We start from the raw sequence: 16494 nt of genomic DNA on the forward strand, positions 1-16494 counted from the left end.
GCATCCGGTGCCGTTCGTGCGTCGCGCTCGTGTGCCGAGCCGCCGTTGCGTTGTCTCAGGCGATGCGGCGGTCGGCCGTGTCGCGCATGCCGAGGTGGGGCCGGGGCGGCTCGGCGGCTGCGGCGAGGTCGTGGAGCGAGGGCGCTGGAGTCACGAACTCGGCGATCGCCGCCGCGCGGGCCTGTTCGCCGGCGGTCTGCTCGACCGGTGCCGCGCCGTGCGTGGTCGGCCGGTCGTCGGAAGCGTCCGAGTCGGCGGCGACGCGATCCACGTCCGCGTCGGCCGGTTCCGCGTCGGCGCCGTTCGCCGCGCTCTCATGACCCTCGGCATCCGCGTCATCCGACGCGTCGGCGTCGGCGTCGGCCTTGGAGTCGTTCGGGTCGTCACCGCCCGTGCGACGCTGGTGCATCGCCTCAATGGCGAGGCGGAGGGGAGCCGCGCGGAGCTCGAGGTCGCTCGCAACGGCGATCGAGTTCTGGATGCGGCGCACGAGATCGGCCACCATGATCTCGGAGAACATGGCGTCGTCGCCAGGCTCGCGATTGGCCCGCCACTCGAGGCGGTAGCGGCCGGTCGGGCCGAACATGTCGAGCAGCATCGCGGTGAGCTCGTCGCGAGCGTCATCGGTCAGCGCCGCCTCGGGCTCGAGGAGCCGCGGCGGGGTGTGGTCGGGCTGCGCGAGACCGAGACCGGCGAAGTTCGGGTTGTCGCTGAGCGGCATCGCCGGCCGAAGCGAGGGTGCCGCGATGGGCAAGCTCGACGCGCGCACCGGGGGCGCCGTGACGGGGGCGTGCACCGACGAGGCGGGGGCGTGGGCAGCCTGCTGGGTGGTGCCGCGGTCAGCGGCCTGTGCCGTGACGGCCGCAGCGGCGTCGGCGGGCGGCTGCTGCGGTGCGGCAGCGGCAGGAGGCTGCGATGCGGGGGACCTGTCGGCTGGCGCGGGCTCATCCGCGGGCGCGGCCGGGCTCTGCGCAGGTGCGGCCTGCGGCGCGGTCGCCCCGGGTTGTCCGGCAGCGGCACGTTCGACCGACTGCTCGGCGGCAGTGTCGACCGCCGTCTCGTCGTTTCGCTTGCGCTTGCGGAACCATCCGAACACGGATTCCCCTTTCGTGGGAGCGGGGTGCTGTCGTTCAGTGTTCCCTGGCACCGCCCGGGGCTCCCGCAGACACGCCGTCGGTCGGAAGAAGGGAACGGGATGCGCTAGTCGTTTTCGAGTTCGGCCTCGCGGGCTTCGTCGATGTCGTCGAGGACGGACGCCACCGCCACGGCGACGCCGACTCCCCAGGCGAGCCACATGAGGGCGACCTTCCATTTGCGGCGCTGCGTCGCTGTCTGTCGAAGGAGCGGCACGATCGCGAAGACGGACGAGAGGACGGCACCGTTGGTGATGAACTTGCGCATTGGACCTCCAGGGTCGTGGGCGGACCTGCCATGCCGGGCGGCCCTGACGAACACGGATCGGCAGTGCAAAGGCTAGGCCACGGAGCGGAGTATCGGCCGAGGCTGCCGCGCGAGCCGCTCCGTGCCCGGCCTCGTGCCTGACCGATCGGTTGGAAACTTTCCGTTCGGTCAGCTAGGCTCGGTTCGTGACGGAACCGCGCACTGACCCGAGTGTTGAACTGCGCCGCGCTGCGCTCGAGCTCTTCGCGCGCGACGGCTACGATGCCACCTCGCTGCAAGACATCGCCGACCGCGTGGGTTACACGAAGGCGAACGTTCTGTATCACTTCGGTTCGAAGCAGGCGCTCTTCGAGGCAGCCGTCGCACCGATCATCGAGGAGTTCGACACCCTCGTCCGCGACCTCGCGATGGGCGACGAGCGCGACTGGGTCGAATGGACCGACCGGATGGTCCTGTTCATGCTGACGCACGAGCACGCCGTGTCGATCTTCATCAACCAGGTGACCTCGCTGCGCGATCAGCCGGCGGTCAGCCGTGTCAACAGCATCCTGTTCGCGGTCGACAGCGCCGCGCCCGTCGGCAACGCGGTGTCGAGCGCGACGGAGCGCCAGCACCTGCGGCGGCAGCTCGCGATCGCCGGCGCCGCCTACCTCATCGCGCAGCGGACGAACGCCGCGCTGGCGACCTCGACCGACGGCCTCGACGACGAGGAGTTCGGGGCGCGCGTGCGCGAGGCCGTGCTGAGCATTGTCTCGTCCGGCACGACGGGCGCCCCTCCCGCGACTGCTCCGCACGAACCCGCCGCGCCGATCCAGGAAAGTCGATAACCCTTGGCCCTCTTCCTCTACCGCATCGGCCGTTTCTCCTTTCATCACCCGTGGCGGGTCATCGTCACCTGGCTCGTGCTGCTCGGCGCCGCACTCGGGGCCGGTATCGTCCTCGGCGGCGAGATGCGCGAATCATTCGACATTCCCGGCACCGAGTCCCAAGAGGCGCTCGACCGCCTGAACAACGTCTTCCCCGAGGTCGCGGGCGCGAGCGCGAGCGTCGTCATCGCCGCCCCCGCGGGGGAATCGGTCGAGGGACCCGTGACGACCGAGGCGATCGCCGCGGCCGTCGTCGCGATCGGCGACATCGACGGGGTCGCGCAGGTCGTCTCGCCATTCTCGGAGTTCGCGACCGATGCGGTCAGCCCCGACGCGCAGGCCGCCATCATCACGGTGCAGTTCGAGGGCCAGGTCTCCGAGATCACGGAGGACCAGAAGGATGCGCTGATCGCGGCCACCGAGCAGAGCGTCGCAGGGGGAGCGTCGGCCGCCTACAGCGGCTCCATCTTCGAGGACCTCGAGTACGGGCTGACCGTGACGGAGGCGATCGGCGTACTGTTCGCCGCCTTCGTGCTCGTGGTGGCGTTCGGTTCGGTGCTCGCCGCGGGGCTGCCCCTCGCCTCGGCGCTCGTCGCCGTCGGCACGACGATAGGCGGCATCCTCGTCGTCGCCGCCATGACGAGCGTCTCGAGCGCGACGCCGCTGCTCGCCGTGATGATCGGCATCGCCGTCGGCATCGACTACGCGCTCTTCGTCCTCTCGCGGCATCGTCACCAGCTGGCGAACGGGCTCGACCCCGATGAATCCGCCGCGACGGCCGTCGGAACCGCGGGCAACGCCGTCATCTTCGCCGGCGTGACGGTCATGATCGCCCTCGTTGGCCTGCTCATCGTCGGCATCCCCTTCCTCGGCGTCATGGGAGTCGCGGCCGCGATCGCCGTGTTCCTCGCCATGACGGCCGCCGTGACCCTGCTGCCCTCGCTGTTCGGGCTCGCGGGGGAGCGCCTGCGCCCGAAGGCGGGCTCGCGCGCCCACCGCCGCGAGAGCGGAGCCGACGCCAAGCCGACGATGGGCCGCCGCTGGGTGCGCATCGTGCTGCGGGCGCCCTGGGTGTTCGTCGTGCTCGTGGTCGGCGTCCTCGGCGCGGTCGCCCTGCCCGCGCTCGACCTGCGTCTCGCGCTCCCGTCGGCAGCGGGAGAGCAGCAGGGATCGGTTGCCCGCGACGGCTACGACGCCGTCGCCGAGCACTTCGGGGAGGGCGCCAACGGCCCGCTCCTCGTGATGCTCGACATCACGCGCGCCGACAACGACACCCTGATGGACGATCTGGCGGCCGTCTCGAGCGAGGTCGCCGCCGTCTCGGGTGTGAAGACCGCGGGGGACGCGCTGCCGAACCCGACGGTCGACTCGGCGATCATCCAGGTGATCCCGACGAGTGGACCCGCCGACCCCGCGACGCTCGATGTCGTCAACGCGCTTCGGGAACTCGCGCCGCAGGTCGAAGACGAGTACGGCATCGGCCTGAGCGTCACCGGCTACACGGCCGTCGCGATCGACATCTCCGACCGGCTCGACCAGGCGCTGGTGCCGTTCGCACTCGTGGTCGTCGGCCTGGCCTTCCTGCTGCTCATGATGGTGTTCCGTTCGGTGCTCGTGCCGCTCAAGGCGGCCCTGAGCTTCCTGCTGAGCATCTTCGCGGCATTCGGCGTCGTCGTCGCCATCTTCCAGTGGGGCTGGTTCGCCGACGCCATGCACGTCGTGCCGGGGCCGATCATCTCGTTCATGCCCGTGCTGCTCATGGCGATCATCTTTGGACTCGCGATGGACTACGAGGTGTTCCTCGTGTCGGGCATGCGCGAGGCACACGTCCGAGGCGAGAAGCCCCGCGCGGCGATCGAGCACGGCTTCGCACAGGGCGCGCGCGTCGTGACGGCCGCCGCACTCATCATGTTCTTCGTCTTCGCCGCATTCGTCCCGGAGGGCGCCGGCGTGATCAAGGCCATCGCCCTCGGCCTGGCGGTCGGCATCGCCTTCGACGCGTTCCTCGTGCGCATGACGCTCGTGCCCGCGCTCATGGCCATCATGGGCAAGTGGGCGTGGTGGCTGCCCCGGTGGCTCGACCGTCTGCTGCCCGAGCTCGACATCGAGGGCGAGCACCTGCGGCACCACCGCGACGACGCGGGCTGGGCGCTCTCGTCGGTCGAGTACGCGGCGATCGGCGCCGAGAAGGTCGTGTGCGGAGACGCGCGGTTCGCCCTCGGCCCCGTGAGCTTCGAGGTGCCCCACAGCTCGGTGCTCATCGTTCAGGGCATCGACGAAGACCGGCGCGTGTTCGCCGCGACGCTCGCGGGCCGGCTCTCGCCGGCCCGCGGCCGCCTGCACGTACTGGGCCGGCCGCTGCCGGGCGACGCCGTACAGGTGCGCGGGCTCGTCGCCACGGCAACGCTCGACGCGGTGCCGGAGCGCGCGGAGGGCGCCTCGGTTGCCGAGCTGCTGCGCGAACGGCTCGTGCGCGTCGGCGAACCGGCGACGCCGGATGCGGTGCGCGCCCTGGTCGACGACGTGACGGCCGCGATGCACGTGATCGGGGCATCCGACCCCACCATGTCCCTCGACTCGAGGCTCGCCGACCTCGACCCGCTTGCCCGGAGCCTCGTCATCGCACAGCTCGCCCTCGCCGAGTACCCGAGCGTTTTCGTGGCCGACCTCGGCACGCTCTCGACCGGCACCGACGCGACCGAGACGGTGGGCAGGCTCATCGACGGGCTCACCCGTATCGCGCCCGGGGACGTCACGATCGTTGCCGGCACGTCGCTCGGCCTCGACGTCGTCGCGGCGACCCATCGAATTTCGAACACGGCCCGCCCCGTCGCGTGGCTCGAGCTGGAACCGGGCGCGACGGCCGGGTTCATCCGCCGCGCCGACCCGCTGCCGAGGCCTGGGGACGCCGAGCCGGCGACCGACACCGACGCGAACGCCGACAGCGCGTGGACACCAGATGACTTCGCACTGACCGACCGCTCCGTTCCCATCGGCACGGAGGTGGCCACGGCATCCGCCGAACCCGATCGCACCGCACCGCTGACTGACTCGCATGGAAAGGACGTGCTCCGATGACCGGCCGCACGGGCTCCACCGACACCACCACCGCAGTCTCGCCAGACGAGCGGGCGCGGAAGCGCCGCAACATCCTCCTCGCGATCGTGTTGCCGATCGTGCTCGCCATCGCCTATCTCGCGGGCATGTCGGCGGCCGATGCGCGCAGCAGCGCGATTCCCGCGCTCATCGTGAACGAAGACGAGATGGTTGAGCAGACCGCGGCCGACGGCAGCACCTCGCAGGTCGTCGCGGGGCGTCTGCTCGTCTCGCACCTCATGTCGCCCGAGAACTCCTACGGATTCGACTGGCAGCTCGCCGACGCGCAGACCGCGGTCGATTCGCTCGCGCGGGGCGACGCGTACGTCGTCATATCGATCCCGTCAAACTTCTCGGCGAGCGTGGTCTCCCTCGGTACCGACGACCCACAGCCCGCCCGCCTGCAGATCACGACCGATCAGGCGCACGACTACCTGTCGGCGCAGGCGGCCTCAGTGCTCGCGGATGCGGTGGTCGCGCAGTTCGGGCAGAGCGTCACCGAGATGATCGCCATCGGGCTCGTGCAGGGATTCGACGCGACGGGCGAGGGTTTCCAGGACGCGGCGCACGGGGCCGGCCAGCTCGCGAGCGGTGCCGACCAGCTCGAAGACGGCTTCACGAGCTACACGCAGGGCCAGGCGGAGATCACCGCGGGCCTGAACGAGGCGGCAAGCGGCGCCGAGCAGCTCGCGACTGGGACCTCACAGTACGTCGCCGGCGTCGACGCGTTCGCGGTCGGCGCGTCGGAGTACGCGGCCGGGGCCGGGGAGTTCGCCTCGGGCGCGAGCCAGTACATCTCGGGCGCACAGGCGCTCGCGGCCGGCATCGGGCCGTACACGCAGGGTGTCGGCGGCGTGACAGCGCAGCTCGGCGCCGCGAACACCGCCGCGTCGGAGCTCGCGGCGTCGGCCGCAGCGGTCGCGAACGCCACGAGCGGCCTCGAATCGGCGGCAGGTGCGCTCTCGGCCGCCGAGTCGAGCTATCAGGGCGGCGTCGCGGACGAGCTGGCGAGCACCGCCGACAACGCGGCGGCGCTGCAGGCCATGTGCCCGCAGCTTCCCGAGGAGCAGCAGGCCGATTGCCACGAACGCACTGGCGCCATCTCCTCGTCCGCCGGCAACGCGACCGCGCTGTTCGACAGCATCTTCGCGGAGGACCTCTCTGGCGCATCCGCGGCCGTGAGCCAGACGGACGCGCTCACGTCGAAGGCGGGCGAGGTCGCATCGCTCGTCGCGAGCGCGAACGGCACGGCGCAGACCGTGAACGCGTCGAGCGCCGACCTCGCCGACGGCGCGCAGGGCCTCGCCGAGAACGCCGACCCGCTGCTCGCGGGCGCCGACCAGCTCACCGCCGGGAGCGAGCAGATCTCCTCGGGCGCGTCGCAGCTGCAGGCCGCCGGCGCCGAGGTGACGTCGGGAACGAGTGAGCTGTCCGCGGGTATCGGCCAGCTCGCCGAGGGGCAGAGCCAGCTCGCCGAGGCGAACCCCGCGCTGGCCGACGGCCTGCTGGGCCTCGTCGACGGCGCGTCCGACCTCGAAACGGGTCTGCAGTCGGGAGCGGAGCAGGCGGGCGGATTCGGTGACTCCGAGAGCTACGCCGACGTCCTCGCTCACCCGGTGAGGGCCGACGTGATCTCGCAGCACGACCCCCGCTTCGGGGGCATGCTCGCGGCGCTCTCGGTGCCCATCGCCGCCTGGCTCGCGGCATTCGTCACGATGCTCGCCCGCAGGCTCATCACGCCAGAAGCGCTGGAGTCGACCGCGTCGACGTCACGCCTCGTCCGGCAGGCCTTCCTGCGTCTCGGCGTGCCGGTACTCGGCGCGACCCTCGGCGTCGCGGTCATCGCCCACATCGTCGGCGCACCGTGGGGTGGCATCCTCGGCACCATCACGCTCGGCGCGCTTCTCGCGCTCGCGGTCACGGCCATGCACCTGCTGTTCGTCTCGCTGTTCGGGCGCCGCGGCGGTGCCATCGCCTCGCTCGTGGGCCTCGGGCTGCAGCTCGCGACGCTGCGCATCATCCTGCCGACCGAGTTGCGCACCGGCTGGGCCGAGCTGCTCGCGACGTTCGCGCCCCTCTCGCACGCGTCGGCCGGCCTGCAGCTGATCTACGCTGGCGGCAGCGCCGGGGCCGTGGTCATGTCGTACATCGCGCTGCTGCTCATCGCACTGCTCTCGGGTGCGGCGGCGTGGCTCATCTACGAGCGGAAACGACGAACGAGCCTCGACCATCTCGTCAACCTGCGATCCATCGGCAGGCCGCTGCAACCCAGCGACGTGTAGGCGGACGCCGCGCGGCGTCCGAGGCCTCGGCCGGCGCCGCGCGGCCTCGGTCGCGGGAGACCTCGTGCTGGGAACTGCGCGCCCCCCGGAGAGCGTCCGAGCATCTGCCCGCACACGATCGTCGACGAAGCTCGTCAGGGCCGGCGAAGGAGCAGACCGGGCAAGCGGGTGACCCAGAGCGCCAGTGCACTCGCGACGCCGAACAACACGGCGATCGCGACCGCGTACAGCGCGACGACGTCGTACCCCTGGGCGGGGTTGAGGAACGGGTACGGCACCCAGCCGTCGGTGGCGCCGCGGATGAGCACGACGATGGTCCACGCGACCGGGTAGATCAGCGGCACCCAGAACCGCGAGACGGCGACGCGCCTGCGGTCGCCAACGAGCAACCAGTCGATCGCGATCGCGATCGGCGAGACCACGTGCATGACGACGTTGGCCCACGGCAGCGGCACGCCGCCCGCGGCCCCGAGCGGCGCGAGGAGGACGGCGTAGACGAGTCCGACGATCACGAGACAGGTTGTCGCGAGCGCACGCAACAGGGTCGAGAGCGTGGACGGTTCGCGGCGGGTGAGCGTGAGCGCCGCCGACACGATCAGGGCCGCGGCGCCGATCAGGTTCGACTGCACCGTGAAGTAGCCGTACATGTTGACGAGCACGACCGTGGTGCGGCTGGCAGTGTCGAGATGGGTCGCGGCGATCGCGATGATGATGGCGGCCGCGAGGGCGAGTCGCAGAAGCCCGACGGGCGTCGCTGCCCGTCGCGAGCGTGCGTTCATGCCCCGAGCCTAGCGGCGCGTCGAGAGGCGGGATGCCGGGGCGCGCCCCGCGCGGCGAGCGTTACGCGGCCGAGGGGTCGGAGCGCTCGCGTTGCTCGGCGTCGGCGCCCACATCGAGGCGCAGGTGCTCGCGTGCGAACGCGAGCGTCCGACGCAGCTTCTCGATGCGCTGCGCCTCGTACTTCGCCGTTCCCGTCTTGACCTCGGCCACGACGTGCCCCTGCCAGTTGATGTCGGCGAGGTACTGCAGCGTCTCGGCGACGGGCTGGCCGCCCTCGCCGGGCAGCAGGTGCTCATCGAACACCTTCTCGTTGGCGGCGGGCGCCTGGCCGTCGCACAGGTGCACGTGGCGCAACCGGTCGCCCGCGTCGATCGCCATCTGCAGGGCGTCATCGCCCGAGAGCGCGGCGTGCGAGAAGTCGATGGTGAGGGCGTCGCAGTCCATCTCGACCGGGTTCGTCCCTGGCAGGTAGGCGCGAAGCGCGCGCCCCGAGACCTTCCACGGGAACATGTTCTCGACGGCCATCTCGATGCCGGTCTCGCCCTGGATGCGGCGAACGATGTCGAGGAACCGTTCGGCGTAACCCCGCTGCCATCGGAACGGCGGATGCACCACGACCGTCGACGCGCCGACGTCGCGCGCGAGCTGCGCCGTGCGCACGAGCTTCTGCTCGGGGTCGGTGCCCCACACGAACTGCGTGTAGAAGAGCACGGGCGCGTGGATCGACAGCACGGGCAGCTGGTGCTTGTCGATCTGAGCCTTCAGCAGATCGGCCGACCGGCTGGCCTGCTCGGTTGCGACCATGATCTCGATCCCGTCGAAGCCGACCTCTCGCGCGATGCGGAACGCCGAGGCCACCGGCTTGGGAAACGTGCACGACGTACTCATGCCCACGGAAATCATGGCCGCGACCTTACTCCTGCGACGTCACCGGTTGGTGACGAGCGGCCGCACGGCGCGCGACCGGGATGCCGTTGTCGCCCCGGCGCGGCGGCGTCTCAGCCAGTTGCTAGAATCCCGAAAGCGCGAGTCCGCCGCGCAGTCGGTACGGAACGGAGTGTGGATGCTGCTACTCCTCCTCGCGTTCGGCATCGTCGCCTGTGCTCTGCCGCTCGTTCGGAGGTGGCTGCACAACGGCATGTTCATCGTGGCCGCGCTGGTTTCGGCCGCTGCCTTCGTCGTGACGATCCTGCAGGGCCCGGCCGTGCTCGCGGGCGGCGAGGTGCGGGAAACGCTCGAGTGGCTGCCGCAGGTCTCGATGAACCTCGACCTTCGCGTCGATGCGCTGAGCTGGGTGCTCGCACTCATCGTCACGGGCGTCGGTGCGCTCGTGCTCCTCTACTGCGCGCGGTACTTCAAGCGAGACGAAGCCGACCTCGGCCGGTTCGCCGCCATCCTCCTGGCCTTCGCCGGGGTCATGTACGGGCTCGTGATCGCCGACAACCTGTACCTGCTGTTCATCTTCTGGGAGCTCACGAGCGTCTTCTCGTACCTGCTCGTCGGCCACTACACCGGGCGGCGCGCGAGCCGTGGTGCCGCGATGCAGGCGCTCATGGTGACCGTCTTCGGCGGGCTCACCATGTTCGTGGGCTTCGTCATGCTGCACGCGCAGAGCGGCACGGCCTTGCTCGGCGAGCTCATCGCCGACCCGCCAGAGTTCGACGCCTTGGTGATCACCGCGATCATGCTCGTGCTCGTCGGCGTCGCGACGAAATCGGCCCTCGTGCCCTTCCACTTCTGGCTGCCAGGGGCCATGGCGGCGCCAACGCCCGTCAGCGCCTACCTCCACGCCGCGGCCATGGTCAAGGCCGGCGTCTACCTCGTCGCGCGCCTCGCGCCCGGCTTCGCCGAGATGCCGGGCTGGCGCGAGGTGCTCGTCGTCTTCGGCGTCTTCACCATGCTCGTCGGCGGATGGCGGTCGCTCCGGCAGCACGACCTGAAGCTGATCCTCGCCTACGGCACCGTCAGCCAGCTCGGGTTCATGACCACCGTCGTCGCGTTCGGCACGCACGACGCGGCGCTCGCGGGTATCACCCTCGTCGTCGCGCACGCCTGCTTCAAGGCGGCGCTCTTCCTCATCGTCGGCATGATCGACCACCGAACGGGTACGCGAGACATCCGGAAGCTCTCGGGGCTCGGCCGGTCGGCGCCCATGCTCGTGGTCGTGACGACCTTGGCGCTCGCATCGATGTCCGGCCTTCCCCCCTTGATCGGATTCGTGGCGAAAGAGGGTCTGCTCGGCGCGTTCCTGCAGGCGGGGGAGCACGGCAACGCCTGGGGCTGGGTGGCGCTCATCGGCGTCGCGCTCGGCAGCGCCTTCACCGTCGCGTACAGCCTGAGGTTCCTGTGGGGGGCGTTCTCGCGCAAGCCCGGTGTCGAATCGGTGCAGTACGTCCCGGAGCACCTCGATTTCATGGTGTCGCCCGCGATCCTCGCCATCGTGTCGGTCGTGTTCGGCCTTGCCGCCCCGCTCGTCAACGTGCCGGCGGGCCTCTACGCCGGCACCCTGCCGTCGCTCGACCCCGAACATCCGGCGTATCTTGCGCTCTGGCACGGATTCGAGCCGCCACTGTTCATCTCGCTCGGCACGATCGTGCTCGGATCGCTCATGTTCGCGGGCCGCAGGACCGTCGCGAATCTGCAGGCGAAGGTGCCATCGATCATCGAGAGCGCCCGCGGCTACTGGACGGCCATCAACGTCGTCGACCTCATCTCGGCCCGCGTCACCGCGGCGACGCAGCGGGGATCGCTGCCGTTCTACATCGGCACGATCGTCGTCGTCTTCGCCGCCACCATGGGCATCACGCTCCTCATGGCCGACTGGCCGCAGCTGCCGCCGATCGAGTGGAGCTGGGTGCAGCTCGTCGTCGTCGTCGTCATGAGCATCGCCGCGATCGCGGCGACCAGGTCGCGCAAGCGGTTCCAGGGCGTCGTGCTCGTCGGCGTCACGGGCTACGCGATGGCCGTCATCTTCGCGCTGCACGGCGCCCCCGACCTCGCGATCACGCAGACCCTCATCGAGACGATCACGCTCGTCGTGTTCGTGCTCGTGCTGCGCCGACTGCCGGCAACGCACCTCGAACGGAAAGAGAACCTTCCCGCGTGGGTGCGGTGGGGCATCGGTCTTGCGGTGGGAATCGCGCTCGGCGCCGTCGCCCTGTTCGCGATCGCCTCGCGGACCGTCACGCCTGACTCCGTGGCCTTCCCCGTGCTCGCATCCGAGGGCGGTCACGGGCAGAACATCGTGAACGTGACGCTCGTCGACCTTCGCGGCTGGGACACGATGGGCGAGCTGAGCGTGCTCATCGCCGCGGCGACGGGCATCGCGAGCCTCATCTACCTGAACACGCGGTACGCGAACCGGGGGTCGCCGAAGCAGCTCGTGCGGCCGCCGCGGTTCACGCTGACCGCGTCGCCGATCACCGACGTGATCCAGGTGCCCGGCCGCACCACGCAGAATCCCGAGAGGCCGGCGCGGCAGGCGCGGGACCACCAGAAGGTGTGGCTCTTGGCCGGCAAGTCGCTCGCTCCCGAGAACCGCTCGATCCTGCTCGAGGTCGTCGTGCGCCTCGTCTTCCACGCCCTCTTCATCGCGTCGCTCTTCCTGCTGTTCTCAGGCCACAACGCGCCAGGAGGCGGCTTTGCCGGTGGCATCGTCGCCGGCCTCGCGCTCGCCACGCGGTATCTCGCGGGCGGGCGGCACGAACTCGACCTCGCCATGCGCATCGACGCAGGGCGCCTGCTCGGCATCGGTCTGTTGTTCGCCACCGTGACCGCCCTCGTGCCCGTGATCCTCGGGTTCGGCCCGCTCACCAGTACCTACATCGACACCGAGGTGCCCTTCATCGGCGAGTTCGTGTTCGTCACCTCGACCCTGTTCGACATCGGCGTGTACCTCATCTGCATCGCCCTCGCGATCGACATCCTCCGCTCGCTCGGCAGCGAGGTCGACATCCAGGCCGAAGCGACGGATCGCGACGAGGGCGCTCGCAGCGACGACGGCGAACTGCAGGTCATGCCGGTCGGGAACGTGCATGATCACCCCGTGCTGGCGCCGACATCGACAGCGGCCGACGGCGCCGATGGCGGCGACGGCGACAACTCGGGCGGCCCGCACGAAGGGGGTGGGCGCGAATGACCATCTCGATCCTCCTGCTCGTCGGCATGGTCGTCTGCTTCGCCGCGGGCGTCGCCATGCTCCTCGAACGGAGCCTCACCCGCATGGTGCTGGGATTCCTGCTGCTCGGCAACGCGACCAACCTGCTCGTCTTCTTTATGTCGGGGAGCTTCGGCGCCGCCCCGCTGTTCAACCCGGACCTCGAGCCCGGCGACTACAGCGACCCGCTGCCGCAGGCGTTCATCCTGACGGCAATCGTCATCACCTTCGGTGTCACGGCATTTCTCCTCGCCCTGGTCTACCGGTCGTGGCGCCTGGCGCAGGCCGACACCGTGGAGGACGACGAAGAGGACATCGCCATGCGCACCGTCGACGTCACGGCCGACGACGAGACCTTCGTCGAGGCGGATGCCGGCGACACCGAGTTCGGGTCGGCCGCCGAGGCCGCCGTCGCGACGGCGACCGGACCGGTCGACCTCAACGAAGTTGCGACCGCCGACGACCACGCCGGCGAGTTCGACGCCGGCGACGCCAGCAGCCCAACGAGGGCGACCCCCGACGCCGAGCACGACGACACGCCCTCGAGCGACGCCTCGGCGACCACCGACGACCCGACCGACGAGGGGAGCCGCCCGTGACCTGGCTCGTCCCCCTCATCGTGCTGGTGCCGCTCATCGGCGCCGCTATCACGCTCACGGCCGCGCGCAAGCAGCGGTTGCAGGTCGCCATCGCGTCGGCCACGATGCTCATCGCGCTCGCTGTGAGCATCGGCCTCCTCGTCGCCGTGCACATCGGCGGCGAGACCCTCGTCATGCAGGGCGGCGGCTGGCTCGCGCCATTCGGCATCTCGATCGTCGTCGACCGGCTGAGCGCCATCATGGTCGTCGTCTCGAGCATCGTGCTGCTGTGCGTCATGGCGTTCTCGATCGGCCAGGGCAATACCGACGGCGACGATGAGACGCCCGTCTCGATCTTCTACCCCACGTACCTCGTGCTGGCCGCCGGGGTCTACAACGCCTTCATCGCTGGCGACCTCTTCAACCTCTACGTGGGCTTCGAGATCTTGCTCGTCGCGAGCTTCGTGCTCATCACCCTCGGCGGCACGGCCGCGCGGATCAAGGCCGGCGTGACGTACATCATCGTCAGCCTCGTCTCGTCGATCCTCTTCCTCGCGGCGGTCGCCCTCATCTACGGCGCGGTCGGCACGGTCAACATGGCCGAGATCGCGGTGCGGGTCGCCGAACTGCCGCACGAGACCCAGACGGTGCTGCACATGTCGTTGCTCATCGCGTTCGGCATCAAGGCGGCCCTGTTCCCGCTGTCGTTCTGGCTCCCCGACTCGTATCCGTCGGCGCCCGCGCCGGTCACCGCCGTGTTCGCTGGCCTGCTCACGAAGGTCGGCGTCTACGCGATCCTCCGCACCGAGAGCCTCCTGTTCGCGTCGAACGACATCAACACCATGCTGCTGATCATCGCCATGCTCACGATGATCGTCGGCATCCTCGGCGCCGTCGCGCAGGCGGGCATCCGGAGGATGCTGTCGTTCACGCTCGTGAGCCACATCGGCTACATGATCTTCGGCATCTCGCTCGGCTCGGCTGCCGGCTGGTCGGCGACGGTGTACTACATCGCGCATCACATCATCGTGCAGACCACCCTCTTCCTGGTGACGGGGCTGATCGAGCGCGTCGCCGGAACGTCCTCCATCACGCACCTGGGCGGCATGCTGAAACGTGCGCCCCTCGTCGCGCTGCTGTTCTTCGTCCCGATGCTGAACCTCGGGGGCATTCCACCGTTCTCTGGGTTCATCGGCAAGGTCGGCCTCTTCACGGCCGGCGGCGAGGTCGCCACGCCGCTCATCTGGGCGGGTATCGGCGTCGGGGCGCTCACGAGTCTGCTCACGCTCTACGCGCTGATCCGCGTGTGGAACCTTGGATTCTGGCGGCCGCAGGACGAGGTCGAGGACTTCGAGTCTGCGCTGACCGGCAGGGTCGTCGACACACCGGAATCGGCGCGGATGACCGAGACCCGCGACTCGTCGCGGCTCATGACGGGCGCGACGGCGACGCTCGTAGCGGTGACGGTGGCGCTCACGGTCTTCGCGGGGCCGATCTACGAGCTCGCGCAGTCGGCCGCCGAGAACCTGCACGGCGGGTCCGGGTACATTGACGCGGTCGACCCGCAGACGCCGCAGGATGCGATCGACGATCTGCACGACGACGACGGTGATCACGGATGAGCGCCAAGACCAACGACTTCGACGGGCTCGAACGCCCGACTGACCGGCAGGTGCGCCGGCACAACTTCCGCACCCAGCTGCCGCTGCTCGTCGCACTCCTCGCGTTCTGGCTCGTGCTGTGGGGACACGTCGACGTCATCAGCGTCGTGACGGGCATCGTGTTCAGCATCGTCGTCGTGCGCTTGTTCTACCTGCCGGCGGTGCCGCTGTCCGGGCGGTTCAACGTGCTCCGGACACTCCAGTTCTTCGTGCGGTTCGTGTGGGAGCTCACGGTCGCCTCGTTCCAGATGGCGTGGCTCGCCGTGCGTCCGGGGCCGCTGCCGCGCAACTCGATCATCGCGGTGCAACTGCGCAGCCGAAGCGACTTCATTCTCACGCTGACCGCCGAGGTGAGCATTCTCATCCCCGGCTCGGTCGTCGTCGAGGCCGACCGGATGCGTTCGGTGCTGTATCTGCACTCGCTCGGGAGCGACACGGACGAGAAGGTCGAGCGCGCACGAATCGCGGCGCTGCGCTCCGAGCAGGGCATCGCCCTCGCGCTGGGCTCGCGCGATGACATCTGGCGCATCAACCGCGATCGCATCGCGCACGGGCTGAAGCCCGTCGGCCAGACGCCGATGCAGCGCGCCCACGAACGGTTGCGCGAGCAGCAGCTCGCCGACCGCCGCGCCGCGAAGGAGTCGGAGGGGGCGCGCCTGACCGATGAGCAACTCGAGGCCGAGCTCCTCGACGAGGCCGAGACCGCGAGACGCGGCACCACCGACACGGAAGGGGCCGGGGCATGATCGCACTCGACGCCCTGCTCAACGCCCTGTGGTGGGCCATCGGCGTTGCCTTCGCCGCGGGGTCGCTCCTCGCCCTGTGGCGGATGGTGATGGGGCCGACGATCGTCGACCGCATGGTCGCGTCCGACACGATCCTCACGATCATCATCTGCGTGCTCGGTGCCGACATGGTCGCCCGCCGGCACACGGATTCGCTCCCGCTCATGCTCATCCTCGGAATGACGGCGTTCATCGCGTCGGTCGCAGTCGCGCGGTACGTCTCGCGGCAGGACACGTCGCCCGACCCGGCCGAGGCGGCCTCGCTCGCCGATGACTCGAGCGGCGAGGCGGTCGAGGCCCTCGGTGACACCGGCCAGGGCCGGGTTCCCGACGACACCGGGGCCGCAGACCAATCGACGTTCAGCGGGGGGAGTGGGCGATGAGCTTCGACGACGTCCTCGATCTCGCGAGCGCCGTGCTCGTGCTCATCGGCGCGTTCCTGTCGTTCGCCGCGGGGCTCGGCCTGCTGCGCTTCAGCGACCTCATCATGCGCATGCACGCGCAGACGAAGCCCCAGATCTTCGGGCTGCTGTGCATCCTGCTCGGCATCGCGATCCAGCAGACCAATGCCGGGACCGTGCTGTTCCTGGTACCGATCATGTTCTTCCAGATGCTCACGACCCCGGTCGCGGCGGCGACGCTCGCTCGCGGCGGCTACCGCAACTGGCACTTCCCGAAGGACGAACTGCACGTCGACGCACTCGCCTCGGCGATCGAGCTCGCCGAGCGGGAGCGTGCCGAGGGCGAGCAGGTCGACGCTGGCGAACTCGAGGCCGACGCCGCCGGCGTCGAGCAGCCGGAAGCGGGGATGGACGACGCCGCTGCGGCCGACGCGAACGACGGCGGGGCCGCGGGCCGCGCGGTCGGGCGGGCGCATCCCGAGTCGTAG

The 16494-nt window shown here is 70.1% G+C and carries 13 protein-coding genes; 9 read left to right on the forward strand and 4 right to left on the reverse strand.

Going from position 1 to position 16494, the window contains the following annotated elements; genetic code table 11:
- Nucleotides 1-55 precede the first annotated feature (55 nt).
- Together F8O04_RS14725 and F8O04_RS02695 are read right to left on the reverse strand one after the other, a co-directional pair.
- The gene (locus F8O04_RS14725) at nucleotides 56-1096 is read right to left on the reverse strand and encodes a hypothetical protein (RefSeq protein WP_188726308.1); all 1041 of its coding nucleotides are present in this window, start codon (nucleotides 1094-1096) and stop codon (nucleotides 56-58) included.
- 104 nt (nucleotides 1097-1200) lie between these two features.
- Entirely contained in the window at nucleotides 1201-1401 is a 201-nt protein-coding gene (locus F8O04_RS02695; protein WP_158027797.1) for a hypothetical protein, read from the reverse strand.
- Nucleotides 1402-1586: 185 nt separating this feature from the next.
- Between F8O04_RS02695 and F8O04_RS02700 the strand changes: the two genes are divergently transcribed.
- From F8O04_RS02700 to F8O04_RS02710, 3 genes are read left to right on the forward strand one after another with little or no spacing between them, the layout of a single operon-like run.
- Nucleotides 1587-2228, forward strand: a complete 642-nt coding sequence (locus tag F8O04_RS02700) for a TetR/AcrR family transcriptional regulator (protein ID WP_158027798.1) — start codon at nucleotides 1587-1589, stop codon at nucleotides 2226-2228.
- 3 nt (nucleotides 2229-2231) lie between these two features.
- Complete coding sequence (locus F8O04_RS02705; RefSeq protein WP_158027799.1) at nucleotides 2232-5345, forward strand: MMPL family transporter; 3114 nt, start codon at nucleotides 2232-2234, stop codon at nucleotides 5343-5345.
- Nucleotides 5342-7645 carry a YhgE/Pip domain-containing protein gene (locus tag F8O04_RS02710; RefSeq protein WP_158027800.1) on the forward strand — a complete coding sequence of 768 codons (2304 nt, stop codon included), beginning with the start codon at nucleotides 5342-5344 and terminating at the stop codon, nucleotides 7643-7645. Before F8O04_RS02705 ends, F8O04_RS02710 begins: the two co-directional genes overlap by 4 nt.
- Before the next feature lie 134 nt (nucleotides 7646-7779).
- Here the strand turns inward: F8O04_RS02710 and F8O04_RS02715 are convergent, their stop codons facing one another.
- Nucleotides 7780-8424 (reverse strand): Pr6Pr family membrane protein, encoded by a 645-nt coding sequence (locus tag F8O04_RS02715; protein ID WP_158027801.1) that lies wholly within the window; start codon nucleotides 8422-8424, stop codon nucleotides 7780-7782.
- A gap of 61 nt (nucleotides 8425-8485) precedes the next feature.
- Nucleotides 8486-9313 carry a sugar phosphate isomerase/epimerase family protein gene (locus tag F8O04_RS02720; protein WP_225734834.1) on the reverse strand — a complete coding sequence of 276 codons (828 nt, stop codon included), beginning with the start codon at nucleotides 9311-9313 and terminating at the stop codon, nucleotides 8486-8488.
- Between the two features lie 175 nt (nucleotides 9314-9488).
- Here F8O04_RS02720 and F8O04_RS02725 point away from each other — a divergent pair, with 175 nt between their 5' ends.
- From F8O04_RS02725 to mnhG, 6 genes are read left to right on the forward strand one after another with little or no spacing between them, the layout of a single operon-like run.
- Nucleotides 9489-12563: a Na+/H+ antiporter subunit A gene (locus tag F8O04_RS02725; RefSeq protein ID WP_158027803.1), complete on the forward strand. Its 3075-nt coding sequence runs from the start codon at nucleotides 9489-9491 to the stop codon at nucleotides 12561-12563.
- Nucleotides 12560-13180 carry a Na(+)/H(+) antiporter subunit C gene (locus tag F8O04_RS02730; protein WP_158027804.1) on the forward strand — a complete coding sequence of 207 codons (621 nt, stop codon included), beginning with the start codon at nucleotides 12560-12562 and terminating at the stop codon, nucleotides 13178-13180. The genes F8O04_RS02725 and F8O04_RS02730 overlap by 4 nt, the downstream gene beginning before the upstream one ends.
- Nucleotides 13177-14781 (forward strand): Na+/H+ antiporter subunit D, encoded by a 1605-nt coding sequence (locus F8O04_RS02735; RefSeq protein WP_158027805.1) that lies wholly within the window; start codon nucleotides 13177-13179, stop codon nucleotides 14779-14781. The genes F8O04_RS02730 and F8O04_RS02735 overlap by 4 nt, the downstream gene beginning before the upstream one ends.
- A complete protein-coding gene (locus F8O04_RS02740) occupies nucleotides 14778-15566 on the forward strand; it encodes a Na+/H+ antiporter subunit E (RefSeq protein WP_158027806.1) in 789 nt (262 codons plus the stop codon). The genes F8O04_RS02735 and F8O04_RS02740 overlap by 4 nt, the downstream gene beginning before the upstream one ends.
- The gene (locus tag F8O04_RS02745) at nucleotides 15563-15988 is read left to right on the forward strand and encodes a monovalent cation/H+ antiporter complex subunit F (RefSeq protein ID WP_158027807.1); all 426 of its coding nucleotides are present in this window, start codon (nucleotides 15563-15565) and stop codon (nucleotides 15986-15988) included. Before F8O04_RS02740 ends, F8O04_RS02745 begins: the two co-directional genes overlap by 4 nt.
- On the forward strand, nucleotides 15985-16494 hold the full coding sequence (mnhG, locus tag F8O04_RS02750) for a monovalent cation/H(+) antiporter subunit G (RefSeq protein WP_158027808.1): 510 nt from the start codon (nucleotides 15985-15987) through the stop codon (nucleotides 16492-16494). Before F8O04_RS02745 ends, mnhG begins: the two co-directional genes overlap by 4 nt.

This window comes from Pseudoclavibacter endophyticus, assembly GCF_008831085.1.
In the GTDB taxonomy this organism is placed as follows: Bacteria; Actinomycetota; Actinomycetes; order Actinomycetales; family Microbacteriaceae; genus Pseudoclavibacter; species Pseudoclavibacter endophyticus.